Below are 15291 nucleotides of genomic sequence, written 5' to 3'. Positions count from 1 at the left end.
CCCCGAACGAGGGCCCGCGCAGAGCCGTCACGGAGCCGCCGCCGGGCCGTCGTGGGGGCCGCCACCGGGCCGCCGCAGGGGCGGAAGGGGGAGTCGCGGTCGGCGTTGTCAGTGGGGCGGTCCACAATGGTCCGCGTCAGACTCAGAGATACTCGCCGGTTGATCCCCCAGCTGATCGACCCGGCTGATTGACCGACGACGCCCCGGCGCCGTCCCCGACCTCGGCAGTAGACGCAGCAGAAGGAGCCGCAGCCGCGATGGCCCGCCGCAGCACGAAGACCCCGCCGCCGGACGACTTCGAGGAGAGGATCCTCGACATCGACGTCGTCGACGAGATGCAGGGTTCCTTCCTCGAGTACGCGTATTCGGTCATCTACTCGCGCGCCCTGCCGGACGCCCGCGACGGCCTCAAGCCCGTGCACCGCCGCATCCTCTACCAGATGAACGAGATGGGCCTGCGCCCCGACCGCGGCTATGTGAAGTGCGCCCGGGTCGTCGGCGAGGTGATGGGTAAGCTCCACCCACACGGCGACGCATCCATCTACGACGCGCTGGTCCGCATGGCGCAGCCGTTCTCGATGCGGCTGCCGCTGGTCGACGGGCACGGCAACTTCGGCTCGCTGGGCAACGACGACCCGCCGGCCGCGATGCGGTACACGGAATGCCGGATGGCGTCCGCGACCTCCCTGATGACCGAGTCGATCGACGAGGACACCGTCGACTTCTCGCCGAACTACGACGGCCAGGAGCGGGAGCCGGTCGCCCTCCCCGCCGCCTATCCGAACCTCCTCGTCAACGGCACCTCCGGCATCGCCGTCGGTATGGCGACGAACATGCCGCCGCACAACCTCGGCGAGGTCATCGCCGCGGCCCGCCATCTGATCAAGCACCCGAACGCCGACCTCGACACCCTGATGCGCTTCGTCCCGGGCCCGGACCTGCCGACCGGCGGCCGGATCGTGGGTCTGAGCGGCATCCGCGACGCCTACGAGAAGGGCCGCGGCACGTTCAAGATCCGTGCCACGGTCACGGTGGAGAACGTCACCGCGCGACGCAAGGGCCTGGTCGTCACCGAACTCCCCTTCACCGTCGGCCCGGAAAAGGTCATCTCGAAGATCAAGGACCTGGTCGGCTCGAAGAAGCTCCAGGGCATCGCGGACGTCAAGGACCTCACCGACCGTGAGCACGGCCTGCGTCTGGTGATCGAGGTCAAGAACGGCTTCCACCCCGAGGCCGTGCTGGAGCAGCTCTACAAGCTGACGCCGATGGAGGAGTCCTTCGGCATCAACAACGTCGCGCTGGTGGACGGCCAGCCGCTGACGCTGGGCCTGAAGGAGCTGCTGGAGGTCTACGTCGACCACCGCTTCGAGGTCGTGCGCCGCCGCAGCGAGTTCCGCCGCAGCAAGCGCCGCGACCGGCTGCACCTGGTCGAGGGCCTGCTGACGGCCCTGGTGGACATCGACGAGGTGATCCGCCTGATCCGCTCCAGCGAGAACAGCGCACAGGCCAAGGAGCGGCTGATCGAGCGCTTCTCGCTGAGCGACGTCCAGACCCAGTACATCCTCGACACCCCGCTGCGCCGGCTGACCAAGTTCGACCGGATCGAGCTGGAGTCGGAGCGCGACCGGCTGCAGGAGGAGATCGAGAAGCTGACCCAGATCCTGGAGTCGGACGCCGAGCTGCGCAAGCTGGTCTCCGGCGAGCTGGCCGCGGTCGCCAAGAAGTACGGCACGGACCGGCGCACGGTCCTGCTGGAGTCGGCCGGCACCACGGTCGGCGCGGTGCCGCTGGAGGTCGCCGACGACCCGTGCCGGGTCCTGCTGTCCTCGACGGGCCTGCTGGCGCGTACGGTCACCGGCGAGGTGCCGTTCGACGTCGACGCCAAGCGGGTCAAGCACGATGTGATCGTCTCGGCGGTGCCGGCGACGACCCGCGGTGAGGTGGGCGTGGTGACGTCCCTGGGCCGGCTGCTGCGGCTCCCGGTGATCGATCTGCCGCAGCTCCCGGAGACCGCGGCGGCGCCGACCCTCGCGGGCGGCGCACCGCTCTCGGAGTTCCTGACGCTCCAGGACGGCGAGGACCTGATCTGCCTCACCACCCTGGACGAGTCCTCGCCGGGCCTGGCGCTCGGTACGGAACAGGGCGTGGTCAAGCGGGTGGTGCCCGACTACCCCGCCCACAAGGAGGAGTTGGAGGTCATCACCCTCAAGGAGGGCGACCGCATCGTGGGCGCGGCCGAGCTGCGCACCGGTGAGGAGGACCTGGTCTTCATCACCACCGAGGCGCAGCTGCTGCGCTATCCGGCGTCGCAGGTACGGCCGCAGGGCCGGCCCGCGGGCGGTATGGCCGGGGTCAAGCTGGGCGAGGGCGCGAAGGTGATCTCGTTCTCGGCGGTCGACCCGGCGGCCGACGCCATGGTCTTCACCGTCGCCGGCTCGCACGGCACCCTGGACGACTCGGTCGCCACGGCCAAGATCACACCGTTCGACCAGTACCCGCGCAAGGGCCGGGCGACCGGTGGAGTGCGCTGCCAGCGGTTCCTCAAGGGCGAGGACTGCCTGATCCAGGCATGGGCCGGACCGGCGCCGGTGCGGGCGGCGGACGCCAAGGGCGCGCCGGTACCGCTGCCGGAGCCGGACCCGCGCCGGGACGGCTCGGGAGTGGGCCTGACGAAGCCGGTGGCGGCACTGGCAGGACCGGTGTGAGCGGGGCTCTGTAAGCGGGGCTCTGCAAGCGGGGCTTTCGCCTCTCTGCCGACGGGAGAGTTGACGCCGTCGGGTGAGGGGAAGTGAACGCCGTCGGGCCGGTGCGGAACCGGCCCGACGGCGTTACGTGTTTTCTCTACTTCCCCTGCTTCCCCTGCTCGTCTATTCGTCTACCGACGCGTCCGCCGACGCGTCCCCCAACTCATCCCCGAACTCCTCTCCCTCGCGGGAGGCCACGTACCGCAGCACGCCCCACATGCTGTTCACATCGGCCTCCGGCGACCCGGTCTCCCGGCAGTTGTCCAGCTCCTTGCGGAGTGCCGGGGCGTCGATGCCGCTGCCGATGAGGACGAGCTGGGTGCTCCGCTCCTCACCCCTCGGCCAGGGCTCGGGGTAGAAGCGCAGGAAGTCGCCGACGGCATGCACGGTGAACTTCTGCCGGTTCTCGGGGACGTCGAAGTGGACGAAGCCCTTGATGCGGTAGAGCCCGGCCGGCCGGCTGTCGAGGAAGTCCATGAGCCGACGCGGGTGCATCGGCTCTGCCGAGCTGAACTCCACGCTCTCGTAGGCGGCGTGAAGGTGCCCGGAGTGGTCGTGGGCACCGTGCGCTCCACAGGCGTCGTGGCCGCAGTGGCTGTTGGGGTCGTGGTGACCGTTCTGGGGGAGGTTTCGGGGGTGCTCGTCGTTGGCCGCGGCCTCGCGCAGCAGGTCCTCGAAGGACAACTGGCGCACGGCCGCGTCCTGGTCCTCCCCCACTCCCCGGTCGAAGAACAGCTCGGGGTCGATCCTTCCGTACGCCGTACAGATCACCGGCCGGCCGGGCGCCAGGTCCGCGAGTGCGTCCCGGAGCGTTCGGCGCGCCGCGTCGTCGATCCGGTCGGCCTTGTTGAGCACCACGATGTCGGCGATGCCGACGTGCCGGTCCAGCTCGGGATGGCGGGCCCGCGTGGACTCGAACTCAGCGGCGTCCACGACCTCGATCAGCCCGCCGTAGACGATCCGGTCGTTGTCGCTGGCGAGGATCATCCGGATGAGTTCCTGCGGCTCGGCCAGCCCGCTCGCCTCGATGACGATCACGTCGATACGGGCGGAGGGGCGGGCCAGCCGCTCCAGGTACGTGTCCAGTTCGCTGGTGTCGACCGCACAGCACAGACAGCCGTTGCCGAGCGAGACCATCGAGTCCACCTGTCCGGCGACGGTCATGGCGTCGATCTCGATGCTGCCGAAGTCATTGACGATCGCGCCGATACGGGTCCCGTCGCCGACCCGGAGCAGGTGGTTGAGCAGGGTCGTCTTGCCCGAACCGAGGAACCCCGCGAGCACGACGACCGGAATCTGTTGCGTGGCCAGAAGGCGCCTCCATGGTGCGGGTGGCGGGCCACACGGCCCGGCGGCGGACGAGCCGTCGATCCTAACGGACCGGCCATACGCCGCTCGGACCGAGCGCCTCGTCCGGCGCAGGGGGGAGCGGGGCCGACCGGCCGACGCCGGAACGGGACCTGGTCACTCATAGGCCTGGTCGGGCTCATCGACTCGGTCAGGCTCGTTGGCCTGGTCAGGCGCCAGGCACCGGCACTCTGGCCCGGCGCCAGGACCCGCAACGCGGGCCGGCACCTCGGCCCGGTACCGAGGCACGTTGCCGGGTCCCGTGCCGAGGCACAGCGCGGGGCCGGTGTCGAGCTCCGTGCCGGGCCCCGTGCCGAGACACAGTGCCGGGGGCCGGTGCCGGGCCCCGGTGCCGCCCGCCCCGTGCCGGCCCAGCGGCGCCGGCCTCATGGCCGACCTCCCGCCGCCGCCCGGGACCTCGTGGTGCTGACTAGCTGGGCACCACCTCCGGCAACGGCTGCGGCGGGGGCGGGCCGACGTACCGGGCAGCCGGCCGGATGATCTTCGAATCCTCCGCCTGCTCCAGGATGTTGGCGCTCCAGCCGACGACCCGGGCCGCGCAGAAGGTGGGCGTGAACATCTCCCGCGGCAGTCCGCACAGCTCCATGACGACGCCCGCGTAGAACTCCACGTTGATGTGGAGCTCGCGGCCCGGCTTGAGCTCGGCCAGGAGTACCTCGGCGCGCGACTCCACCTGGACGGCGAACTCCACCAGCGGCCCGCCGAACTCCTCGGCGATCCCCCGCAGCATCCGTGAGCGCGGGTCCTCCGTGCGGTAGACGGGATGGCCGAACCCCATGATCCGTTCGCCGCGCAGGACCCGTTCGCGGATCCATGAGTCGATCCGGTCCGGTGTGCCGATCGCGTCGAGCGTGTCCAGTGCCCGGCTGGGCGCTCCGCCGTGCAGCGGGCCGGAGAGCGCGCCGATGGCTCCGACGAGGCAGGCCGCGAGGTCGGCCCCGGTGGAGGCGATGACCCGGGCGGTGAACGTCGAGGCGTTGAAGCCGTGGTCGATCGTGGAGATCAGATAGGCCTCTATCGCCCGGACCCGGCGTGGATCCGGTTCCTCGCCGGTGAGCATGTAGAGGTAGTTGGCGGCGTGCCCCAGATCCGGTCGCGGCTCCACGGGCTGCTGCCCCTGGGCCAGCCGGTGCAGCGCGGTGAGCAGGGTCGGTACGGCGGCGACGGTGGCGAGCGCATCGGCCCGCCGGCGGTCGGCGTCGATGTCGTACAGCGGCCGGAAACCGGCGCTCGCGCCGAGCAGCGAGAGTGCGGTGCGCAGCCCGGCGAGCGGGCCCGCGAGCGCCCCGGCCCGGGCCAGGGCGGGCAGTGCGTCGCGTACCGCCGCGGGCAGCGGCCGCAGCGCGGCGGTCTCGGCCCTGAAGGCCGCCAGCTGGGCCGCGTCGGGCAGCGCGCCGTGGAGCATCAGGTACCAGACGTCCTCGAACGTCCGGGTCCGGGCCAGCTCGACGGCGGAGTACTGGCGGTAGTGGTAGAAGCCCTCGCGCCCCCGGACGTCACCGAGTTGGGTCTCGGTGACGATGACGCCCGCGAGTCCGCGGGGTGCCTCGATGGGTGCGTTCGCCTCGGCGATCGGCATGGCAGCTCTCCTTGCTCTTCCTCCCCCAATATTGATTCGACTATCTATGCTTGACTCAATACTCGTCAATATTGATTGAATCAATGCGTGGGTCAATGCGGGAGGGTCCTGGACATGGATGAGTCCGGGTACGGACGGGCTGGATACGGTGATCCCATGGCGGATCACGACACGGCGCAGGACACCGGCGAGCGACGGCTGAGCACACGGGAGGCGGCCGACCGGCTCGGCGTGAAGCCGGAGACGGTCTATGCGTACGTCAGCCGCGGTCAGCTGACCAGCCACCGGGAACCGGGCAGCCGCGGCAGCACCTTCGACGCGAAGGAGGTCGACGCGCTGGCCCGCCGCAGCGGCCGCCGCGAACCGTCCGCCGCCGGCGTCGAGTTGGGCATCCGCACCGGCATCACCCTGATCGACCGCGACCACTGCTACTTCCGTGGCGTGGACACCGCGGAGCTCGCCGCCCACTACAGCTACGAGGAGGTCGCGGAGTGGCTGTGGACCGGCGTGCTGCGCCGGGGCATCCGCTTCACCGCCCCGCAGGACGCCCGGACCGCGGCCCGCCGCGCCGTACGGGCACTGCCGCCGCACAGCGGGCCGATGGACCGGCTGCGGGTCGCGGTGATCGCCGCCGCGGCCGCCGACCCGCTGCGGTTCGACCTCTCCGAGGAGGCCGTCCTCGGCACCGCCCGCAGCCTCATCCCCACCCTCGTCGATGCCCTCCCGGCCCTCGGCGAAGAACCCTCCGCCACCGGACCGCTCGCACCCCGGCTCTGGGCCCGGCTGACCGCGGAGCCGGCCGACCCCGCATCGCTGCGCGTCCTGGACGCAGCCCTCGTCCTGCTCATCGACCACGACCTGGCCGCCTCCACGCTCGCGGTCCGGGTCGCGGCCTCCGCCCGCGCCCATCCGTACGCGATCGTCTCGGCGGGCCTGGGGGCGCTGGACGGCCCACTGCACGGCGCCGCGAGCGGGCTGGCGCACCGGACGCTGCTGGAGGTCCTGGACCGGGGCAGCGCGGCCGCCGTCGTGGCTGATCACCTGCGGGCCGGCCGCCGGGTACCGGGCCTGGGCCACCGCCTCTATCCGGGTGAGGACCCGCGTGCGGGCGTCCTCTTCCGGCTGCTGGCGGACGTACCGCAGGCCGCACCCGCCCTCCAGGCCGCCCGCGAGGTCGTCACCACAACCGCCCGCCACACGGAGCTGCACGCCAACGTCGACCTGGCACTCGCCGTGCTGACCGTCGCGGCGGGCATGCCGCCCGAGGCGGGCGAAACGGTCTTCGCCCTCGCACGCACCGCTGGCTGGATCGCGCACGCCCTGGAGGAATTCGACGAGCGCCCCCTGCGCATGCGCCCCAGCGGCCAGTACCACGGCCCACGACCTCCGCAGCCGCTGCCATGAGCGGGCCCAAGCCGCCTTGCGCGTCCGCCATGAGCCGGCACCAGCGGTCGTGCGCATCAGCCGTAAGCAGGCCTCAGCCATCTTGCGCGCCCGCTGTGGGCAGCCCCGAGCCAAGTCACTCAGCTGGCCTGAGCGACCCCGGCCCATCTCGCTCATCCGCCCTGAGCGACCCCGAGCCACCTCGCTCCCCCGACCTGAGCGACGCCGACCCACCTCGCTCAGCCGCCCTGAGCAGCCCTGGGCGATCCGGCGCTCCTGCCGCGACGGAGAGCGGGTGGCCGGTCGTTCCTCCGCCGGCGAGCCGTGAACGGGCCCGCGTTGCCGCCGTGGCGTGAGGTCATTTCTCGTCCCCCGTCCCTCCCGCGCAGGCGAGCGAGCGGTCCGGCGTGCCTGCCGTCTGAACCATGAGGTTAGGCTCGCCTTCGTGAGTACCTGCGCCACTGCCTCCCGTAACGCGGCCGAACCGCTCGCCGGGACCTCGGCCACCGCCCGCACCTGGCTGCTCATCGAGCAGACCGGCCCCTGGGGAGCCAGGGCGCTCACGGACAGCCACCTCGACCCAGGGCTCGGCCGGGCCCTGAACGCCGCGGCGGACGGGACCGACGTACGCATCGCCCTGATCCGGCGGCCGGGCCGCCACGCCGACCGCCACGGCGTCTCCCGCCGCCGGCTCTTCCTCGCGCACACCGCGCCGGGGCGCTCCTGGCTCCGCACGACCACCGTCACCGATCCCGGCGCCGCCCTCGGGCTGGACTTCGCCGCCCTCGGCGCGGGCGAACACCACGGCATCTGGGAACCGCATTCCGGCGACCCGCTGGTCCTCGTCTGCACCAACGGCAAGCGGGACCGTTGCTGCGCCCTGCTCGGACGGCCACTGGCCGCGGACCTCGCCGCCGCCGGAATCGATACCTGGGAGGTCACCCACCTGGGCGGCCATCGCTTCTCCCCCACCCTTTTTCTCCTTCCTTACGGATACGCCTATGGCCGTGCCTCGGCGCATCTGGTCAAGTCCGCCGTGGAGGCGGCGCGCGGCGGACGGATCGCCTTGGACCACTGCCGTGGCCGTTCGGCCTGGGACCGCCCCGCCCAGGCGGCCGACCTCGCGGTCCGTGCCCGGATTCGTGAGGCCCGCGCGGACGCCCTCGACGTCGTACGGGTCGAGGCCCTTCCGTCCGCACCCGCCGCCACGTCAGCCGGCAGCGCGGGGCCGGCCTGGGCCGTCACGGTCGCGCACACGGACGGCCGGACCTGGCAGGTGACGGTCGAACAGCGCACCGACGGCGCTCCCGCGCCCGCCAGCTGCGGCGCACCCCTCCTTCCTCCGGCGCGGATGGCGGTCACCTCGCTCACCGCCGCAGATCCGGCCTGACTCCTTCACGGCTTCCCGGCTTCGCGACCTCACGGCTTCACGGACTCGACACGGACGGCGGCGACTCCGACACCGTCACCGTCACGCTCTGTGACGACTCTGCGAGAGTAAGTGCTCGCGCTCCGCGACCGAAAGGCCTGTGGATAACTCCCGCGAGCCCGCCCCTCGCCGTCCACAGGCCACTCCGCCGCTCCCGTCGCGGCCCGGCCGACGCGCCGCGCGTGGCCATCCGGACACCCTCCGAATTCCTCGCCGCAGGGATTACCGGCCCGGCGGTCGGCCCGCTTACTGTTCGTGCGTATGGGCGAGAAGGAAGCGTCGGTTCCGCGCCCGAGCGCCGCAGAGCCCTCGGGCCCCGCACCGTTTCCCGCCGCCCCCTCCACCTCGCGCAAAGCGACCGGCCCGGGCAGTACGGCCACGGCACGCACCACGACCGGCCCGCGCCTGACGCGCCCCCGGCTGGGCTGGCCGCGGCGGGTCTTCTCCCAGGTGCTGCTGATGCAGCTGGCCATCGCCACGGGGGTCACCGCGCTGGCGACCGGCCTGTTCCTCGCCCCGCTCAGCGCCCAGCTGGACGATCAGGCGATGCGCCGGGCGCTCGCGATCGCGCAGACCACCGCCGCCGAACCGCGCCTCGACGACGCGCTGGAGGCGTCCCGCCCGAGCCGCCACGGGCCTGTCCAGAACGAGGCGGAACGCATCCGCGCGGCGACCGGCGCCGAGTACGTCGTGATCATGGACAAGCGCGGAGTGCGCTGGTCCCACACCGATCCGGACGAGATCGGGCGCCACGTCTCCACCGATCCCAGCGCCGCGCTCTCCGGCCGTGAGGTCATGCAGATCGACGAGGGCACCCTCGGCCGCTCCGCGCGCGGCAAGGTCCCGCTGCGGGACGAGAACGGCAAGGTCGTCGGCGCGGTCTCGGTCGGCATCGCGTACGAGAGCGTGCGGGAGCGGCTGCTGTCCACCGTGCCCCAACTGCTCGCGTACGCGGGCGGCGCGCTCGCCGTCGGCGCACTGGCCGCCTATCTCGTCTCCCGCCGTCTCCAGCGCCGCACCCATGACCTGGCCTTCTCCGACATCTCCGCGCTGCTCGCCGAGCGAGAGGCGATGCTGCACGGCATCCGGGAGGGCTTCCTCGCCCTCGACGGACAGGGTCGGATCCGCCTGATGAACGACGAGGCACAGCGCCTCCTCGATCTGCGCGCCGCGGATACCGGCCGCCCCCTGGACGCCGCCCTTCCCCCGGGCCGGACGACCGATGTGCTGGCCGGCCGCGTCTCGGGGGCCGACCTGCTGGCGGTCAGCGGGCACCGGGTGCTGGTGGCGAACCGTATGCCGACCGACGACGGCGGGGCGGTGGTCACCCTGCGCGACCGCACGGAGCTGGAGCGGCTGGGCCGCGAGCTTGACGGCACCCGCGGTCTCATCGACGCCCTCCGGGCACAGGACCACGAGCACGCCAACCGGCTGCACACCCTCCTCGGCCTGCTCGAACTGGGGCTGCACGAAGAGGCCGTGGAGTTCGTGACCCGCGCCGTGGGCGTCCACCGGGCCACCGCGGAACAGGTCACCGAGCGCATCCACGATCCGCTGCTGGCCGCCCTTCTGGTGGGCAAGGCCACCGTCGCCACCGAACGGGGCGTGTCCCTGCGGATCGCCTCCGGCACTCGGCTGCCCGACCGCCTGATCGACCCGCACAGCCTGGTCACCGTTCTCGGCAACCTCGTCGACAACGCCCTGGACGCCACTGCCGGTGCGCCCGACGCCCAGGTGGAGGTGGAGGTGCGGACCGAGGGGCGGACCGCCGTCGTGCGCGTCGCCGACAACGGGCCGGGCGTCCCCGAGGAGCGTCGGGCCGAGATCTTCACCGAGGGGTGGACCACCAAGGAGCCGCCCGCCCACGGGCAGCGCGGCATCGGACTCGCGCTGGTCCGCCGGCTCGCCGAGCGCTACGGGGGCAGCGCCGTGGTGGGCGAACGCCCAGGAGGCGGCGCCGTGTTCACCGTCACGGTCCCCGACGCGCTCTCCGAGGAGCCGGCCGGGGCAGCCGGCGACCCCCAGGGCGCGCGCCGCACCGAGGACGCCACGGAGGCCGGCCGATGATCGACGTACTGGTCGTGGACGACGATGCGCAGGTCGCACGGATCAACGCCGCGTATGTGGCCAAGGTGCAGGGTTTTCGGGTCAGTTGTGTCGCCCATACGGCGGCGGAGGCCCTGGCCGCCCTGGAGACGCACCCCGTAGAGCTGATCCTGCTGGACCACTACCTGCCCGACCGGACCGGCCTCCAACTGGTCGGCGAACTACGACGCCGTGGCCTGTTCACCGACGTGATCATGGTGACGGCGGCCCGCGACATCGCGACCGTACAGGCCGCGATGCGGCACGGCGCGCTCCAGTACCTGGTCAAGCCGTTCACCTTCGCGGGTCTGCGCTCCAAGCTGGAGGGCTATGCGGCACTGCACCGCACCTTCGCCGGCGGCGGGCAGGCCGAGCAGTCCGAAGTGGACCGGCTCTTCGGCGCGTTGGGCGCCGCCAACGCCGGCTCCGCCGAGCTGCCCAAGGGCCACTCCACCGCCACCGCCGACCGCGTGCGCTCGGTGCTGCGCTCCGCGGACACCCCGCTCTCGGCCCAGGACGTCGCCCACCGGGCCGGACTGAGCCGGCAGACCGCCCAGCGCTATCTGAAGCTCCTGGAACGCGCCGGCCGGGTCCGCCTCACCCTCCGATACGGCGAGACGGGCCGGCCGGAACACCGCTACGAATGGGTCTGACCCGCGGCGGAAGCTAGACCGCGCCCGCCCCCGTGAGTGCCCGCACCTCCGCCTCCGCGTGCCGGGCCGGATCGGCGGCCTCCGGGGAGAGCAGCGTTCCCAGCCAGCCCATCAGGAAGCCCAAGGGGATCGAGACCGCCCCCGGGTTGGACAGCGGGAAGACGGCGAAGTCCAGGTGGGGGAAGAGAGATTCCGGGCCTCCGGAGACCACGGGTGAGAGCACCACCAAGGTGAGCGCGGGGACCAGCCCGCCATAGACGGACCAGACGGCACCCCGCGTCGTGAAGCGGCGCCAGAACAGGGCGTAGAGCAGGGCCGGCACATTGGCCGAGGCGGCGACCGCGAAGGCCAGGCCCACCAGGAAGGCGGTGTTCAGGTCCTGGGCGAGCAGCGCCAGTGCGATGGCGACGGCTCCCACCGCGACCGCGGCGAGGCGTGCCACGGCCACCTCGCGGCGCTGTGCGTCCCGTACCGTGCCGCGCGGGCGGCGCAGTGAGGCGTACAGGTCGTGGGCCACGGAGGCCGACGAGGCGAGGGTGATGCCGGCGACCACGGCCAGGATGGTGGCGAAGGCGACCGCGGCCACCACGGCGAAGAGGACCGTTCCTCCGGTGGAGCCCGCCCCGCCTCCCAGGTCGACGGCAAGCAACGGCATGGCAGTGTTGCCCGCCGGGTTTGAGGCCCGGACCGCATCGCTGCCCACCACGGCGGCGGCTCCGAAGCCGAGCACGACGGTCATCAGGTAGAAGCCGCCGATCAGCCCGATGGACCAGCCGACGGAACGACGGGCGGCCCGCGCCGTGGGCACGGTGTAGAACCGCGACAGGATGTGTGGCAGCCCCGCCGTCCCCAGGACGAGTGCCAGTCCGAGGCTGAGGAAGTCCAGCCGCGCGGTCCAGCCACCGCCGTATTTGAGACCCGGTGCGAGGAACGCCTTTCCATGACCGCTGCGTTCGGCGGCGGTGTTCAGCAGCGCACCGAGGTCCCCGTGAAAACGGATCACCACCAGGACGGTCAGGGCCGTGGCACCGCCCAGGAGGAGCACCGCTTTGACCACCTGGATCCAGGTGGTGGCCCGCATGCCGCCGAAGGCGACGTACACCACCATCAGGGCGCCCACACCGATCACCATCCAGGTACGGGCCCGCGGTCCGGCGCCGCCGAGCAGCAGCGCCATCAGACTGCCGGCACCGACCATCTGCGCCACCAGGTAGAGCACGGACACCGTGACGGACGCCGCGCCGACCGCGATCCGCACGGGGCGTTCCCGCATCCGTGCGGCGACGACGTCGGCGAGGGTGAAGCGCCCGCAGTTCCGTACGAGTTCGGCCACCAGGAAGAGCACGAGCAGCCAGGCGACGAGGAAACCGACTGAATACAGCAGACCGTCGTAGCCGAACAGGGCGATCAGCCCGGTGACGCCGAGGAAGGACGCGGCGGACATGTAGTCACCCGCGATGGCGAAACCATTCTCCATGGGCGAGAAGAGCCTGCCTCCGGCGTAGAACTCCTCCGCGGAGCCACGCCTGCGGCGTCCCGCCCAGAGGGTGATCGCCAGAGTGAGCGCGATGAAGGCGCTGACCAGAGTCAGGGCGAGGGTCTCGTGGCCGCCGGTCACCGTGCGTTCCCCCCGGTCAGTTCCTGGGTTTCCCAGCGGATCTCCAGGGCCGCGCGGTCCCGCCGGAGCCGCGCGTGCCGCATGTAGGCCCAGGCGAGCAGAAATGTCGTGGCGAACTGGCCGAGCCCGGCGGCCATCGCGACGTTGAAGGCACCGACGAGCTGGCGGGCCATGAGGCCCGGCGCGGCGATCGCCGCCACCACATAGGCGAGGTACCAGACCAGGAAGGCAAGGGTGGCGGGGACGACGAAGCTCCGGTAACGGCGGCGCACCTCCTGGAACGCCCCGCTCCGGTGCACCGCCAGATAGATCTCGCCCGGGTGGATCCCGCTGCCCCGTGGCCCTCCTGTGGCCAGCGGCTCCTCGGCCTCCCCTTCGTGGGCCCCCGCGTCCGCCGCACCGGCCGGTTCCGCCCACCCGGGGGCGAGGGCGTCGTACCAGGTGTCGTCGAGCCGTACGGCCCCGGGCTCACCGGCCGAGCGGCCGTCCTGCTTGTCCACCGAACTCTCCTTGGTGCACGGGTTGGTTGTCCGTGCCGCCCAAGGGTGGACAGAAAGGAAGATCCCGGACGCTCGCTTGCCGCCCCTTCACCCCATCAGGTGATGGATCACCGGGAACTACCCGGGCGGCTGTGCGAGCCCGTGGCGGTACGCGTAGTGGATGGCCTGGGCCCGGTCGCGCAGCCCCGCCTTGGCGAAGAGGTTGTTGATGTGGGTCTTCACGGTCGCCGTGGAGACGTGCAGGGCGCGGGCGATCTCGGGATTCGACAACCCCTCGGCGACCAGCCGCAACACCTCCACCTCGCGCGCGGTCAGCCCGTCCGGGGGCTCCGCCGGCGGCTGCGCCACGGTGCGCGCGGGTTCGGTGAAGCGCTCCAGGAGGCGGCGCTGGATCTTCGGCGACAGGCCGGCCTCCCCGGAGAGCACGTCGTCGATGGCGCGGACGATCTCGTCACCGTCCGCATCCTTGGTCAAATAGCCGCGGGCGCCGGCCTGCAGGGCGGGGAAGAGCGAGTCGTCGTCGGCGTAGGTGGTGAGCACCACGACCTGGGTGCCGGGGTGCTCCGCGCGAATGCGGCGGGTGGCCTCGACCCCGTCGCAGCGGGGCATGCGCAGGTCCATCAGGACGACGTCCGGGGCGTACCGGGCGACCAGTTGGACCGCCGCCTCGCCGTCCGCCGCCGAACCGACGACCTCAATGCCCGGCAGCAGCCCCAGCAGCATCACGATTCCCTCGCGCACCACCGTCTGGTCATCGGCGACCACGACCCGCGTCACCGTACGTGCCGTCATGCGGGCACCCGCAACCGCACCACGAAACCCTCCTCATCGGGGCCGGACTCCAGCGTTCCGCCGAGGAGTTCGGCGCGCTCCCGCATCCCGAGCAGACCGTACCCGGAACCGCTCACGGAGAGTGCGGAGAGTGCCGGGTCCCGCCGGCGGCCCCCGTCGTCCCGCACCTCGAGCCCCACGTCGTCCGCCCCGTAGTCCAGCCGCACGTTCACCCGCGCCCCCGGGGCATGCTTGCGCACGTTCGTGAGCGCCTCCTGGGCGACCCTGCGGACCGCGAGGCCCGCCTCGGCCGGCAGCACACGGGGCACGCCTGTCACATCCAGCCGAAAGCCCTCAGCGGCCGTCAGACGGCGCAGGAAGTCCTCGACCGGGATCAGCTCCCCGCGGAGGGCAGAAAGCGCCTCACGGGTGCCGTCAAGCCCTTCCCGGGCCATCCCCCGGCACGCCACCACCCGCTCCAGGAGCTGTGCGCGGTCCGACTCCAGGTCGGGACTTCGCTGGATCAGCTGCCGCACCGCCTCCAGATGCACCAACTGGGCGCTGAGGCTGTGAGCGAGGACATCGTGGACCTCCCGCGCGATCCGCCCCCGTTCGGCCAGTGCCGCCGACTCCGCCTCGGCCTTGCGGGCCGCCCGTTCCTGGGCCAGCAGCCGCTGGGCGTTGCCGCGCGCCTCGGCGTCGAGACGGACGACGTAGCCGGCGAGCGCCAGGCCCGCGGTGGTCGTGGTGGTCGTCAGCCAGCTGTCGGTGTTCATCACGGCGTACGCGGCGAGCGCGGCCGACGAGCACAGCACGCCGACGGCCAGCGGCAGCCGCTCCATCGCGGTGATGGCGCAGGCGCACCACAGGACGATCGCCGGCGTCCGGGCGCCGGCGAAGGAGAAGCCGAAGGCCGCGGCCTCCAGGACGACCAACAGGCCGACGGACGGCCACAGAAGGCGCTCGCGCGTCACACGGAAGAAGGCGCGGAACGCCAAGAGCGTGGCGGCGACCCCCGCGAGCGCCGCCACCAGGGCCCAGCCCCGGAAGTGCGGCCCGGCCACGGTGGACCACGTCAGCCCCGCGACGACCAGGACGCGCACCGACCGGCCGATCCACAACCGGGCGCCGCTCATGCCTTCCCGCGACAGCGACTCCCTC

Annotated in this window: 11 protein-coding genes; 5 read left to right on the top strand and 6 right to left on the bottom strand. The window is 72.3% G+C overall.

All coding sequences use genetic code 11. The annotated features are described in order from the left end of the window. The first annotated feature begins 257 nt into the window (after positions 1–257). The gene (locus tag IG62_RS0107745; protein ID WP_030799043.1) at positions 258–2705 is read left to right on the top strand and encodes a DNA gyrase/topoisomerase IV subunit A; all 2448 of its coding nucleotides are present in this window, start codon (positions 258–260) and stop codon (positions 2703–2705) included. Positions 2706–2867: 162 nt separating this feature from the next. On the opposite strand, the gene IG62_RS0107740 is transcribed toward IG62_RS0107745, so the two are convergent. Both IG62_RS0107740 and IG62_RS0107735 read right to left on the bottom strand, forming a co-directional pair. Further along, positions 2868–4055: a CobW family GTP-binding protein gene (locus IG62_RS0107740; protein WP_051797729.1), complete on the bottom strand. Its 1188-nt coding sequence runs from the start codon at positions 4053–4055 to the stop codon at positions 2868–2870. A 466-nt stretch (positions 4056–4521) separates the two neighbouring features. Then, the gene (locus IG62_RS0107735) at positions 4522–5691 is read right to left on the bottom strand and encodes a citrate synthase/methylcitrate synthase (protein ID WP_030799039.1); all 1170 of its coding nucleotides are present in this window, start codon (positions 5689–5691) and stop codon (positions 4522–4524) included. A 156-nt stretch (positions 5692–5847) separates the two neighbouring features. On the opposite strand from IG62_RS0107735, the gene IG62_RS0107730 reads away from it, so the two are divergent. The 4 genes from IG62_RS0107730 to IG62_RS0107715 all read left to right on the top strand — a co-directional run bounded on the left by IG62_RS0107730 (position 5848) and on the right by IG62_RS0107715 (position 11241). Next, positions 5848–7095 (top strand): citrate synthase, encoded by a 1248-nt coding sequence (locus IG62_RS0107730; protein ID WP_030799038.1) that lies wholly within the window; start codon positions 5848–5850, stop codon positions 7093–7095. Between the two features lie 424 nt (positions 7096–7519). Further along, the gene (locus tag IG62_RS0107725; protein WP_030799036.1) at positions 7520–8464 is read left to right on the top strand and encodes a sucrase ferredoxin; all 945 of its coding nucleotides are present in this window, start codon (positions 7520–7522) and stop codon (positions 8462–8464) included. Positions 8465–8962: 498 nt separating this feature from the next. Continuing rightward, a complete protein-coding gene (locus IG62_RS0107720) occupies positions 8963–10570 on the top strand; it encodes a sensor histidine kinase (RefSeq protein WP_234326333.1) in 1608 nt (535 codons plus the stop codon). Then, entirely contained in the window at positions 10567–11241 is a 675-nt protein-coding gene (locus IG62_RS0107715; protein ID WP_030799033.1) for a DUF7342 family protein, read from the top strand. The genes IG62_RS0107720 and IG62_RS0107715 overlap by 4 nt, the downstream gene beginning before the upstream one ends. A 13-nt stretch (positions 11242–11254) precedes the next feature. Here IG62_RS0107715 and IG62_RS0107710 read toward each other — a convergent pair whose 3' ends face one another. The 4 genes from IG62_RS0107710 to IG62_RS0107695 form a co-directional block, all read right to left on the bottom strand. Beyond that, positions 11255–12859 (bottom strand): cation acetate symporter, encoded by a 1605-nt coding sequence (locus IG62_RS0107710; protein WP_030799031.1) that lies wholly within the window; start codon positions 12857–12859, stop codon positions 11255–11257. Then, positions 12856–13359, bottom strand: a complete 504-nt coding sequence (locus tag IG62_RS0107705; protein ID WP_030799029.1) for a DUF485 domain-containing protein — start codon at positions 13357–13359, stop codon at positions 12856–12858. Before IG62_RS0107705 ends, IG62_RS0107710 begins: the two co-directional genes overlap by 4 nt. A 117-nt stretch (positions 13360–13476) precedes the next feature. Next, a complete protein-coding gene (locus tag IG62_RS0107700) occupies positions 13477–14151 on the bottom strand; it encodes a response regulator transcription factor (RefSeq protein WP_030799024.1) in 675 nt (224 codons plus the stop codon). Then, a complete protein-coding gene (locus IG62_RS0107695) occupies positions 14148–15266 on the bottom strand; it encodes a histidine kinase (protein WP_051797727.1) in 1119 nt (372 codons plus the stop codon). Before IG62_RS0107695 ends, IG62_RS0107700 begins: the two co-directional genes overlap by 4 nt. Positions 15267–15291: the final 25 nt, after the last annotated feature.

This window comes from Streptomyces sp. NRRL S-337 (assembly GCF_000720175.1).
Lineage (GTDB): Bacteria > Actinomycetota > Actinomycetes > Streptomycetales > Streptomycetaceae > Streptomyces > Streptomyces siderophoricus.
Note: the sequence above shows the minus strand (reverse complement) of the source record. Positions and strands in the feature narration are given on the sequence as shown.

What these genes read in the sequence shown, in the direction of transcription:
- IG62_RS0107745 (WP_030799043.1), top strand. Translation starts at nt 258, where the DNA reads ATGGCCCGCCGCAGCACGAAGACCCCGCCGCCGGACGACTTCGAGGAG.
- IG62_RS0107735 (WP_030799039.1), bottom strand. Translation starts at nt 5,691, where the DNA reads ATGCCGATCGCCGAGGCGAACGCACCCATCGAGGCACCCCGCGGACTC.
- IG62_RS0107730 (WP_030799038.1), top strand. Translation starts at nt 5,848, where the DNA reads ATGGCGGATCACGACACGGCGCAGGACACCGGCGAGCGACGGCTGAGC.
- IG62_RS0107720 (WP_234326333.1), top strand. Translation starts at nt 8,963, where the DNA reads ATGCAGCTGGCCATCGCCACGGGGGTCACCGCGCTGGCGACCGGCCTG.
- IG62_RS0107715 (WP_030799033.1), top strand. Translation starts at nt 10,567, where the DNA reads ATGATCGACGTACTGGTCGTGGACGACGATGCGCAGGTCGCACGGATC.
- IG62_RS0107700 (WP_030799024.1), bottom strand. Translation starts at nt 14,151, where the DNA reads ATGACGGCACGTACGGTGACGCGGGTCGTGGTCGCCGATGACCAGACG.
- IG62_RS0107695 (WP_051797727.1), bottom strand. Translation starts at nt 15,266, where the DNA reads ATGAGCGGCGCCCGGTTGTGGATCGGCCGGTCGGTGCGCGTCCTGGTC.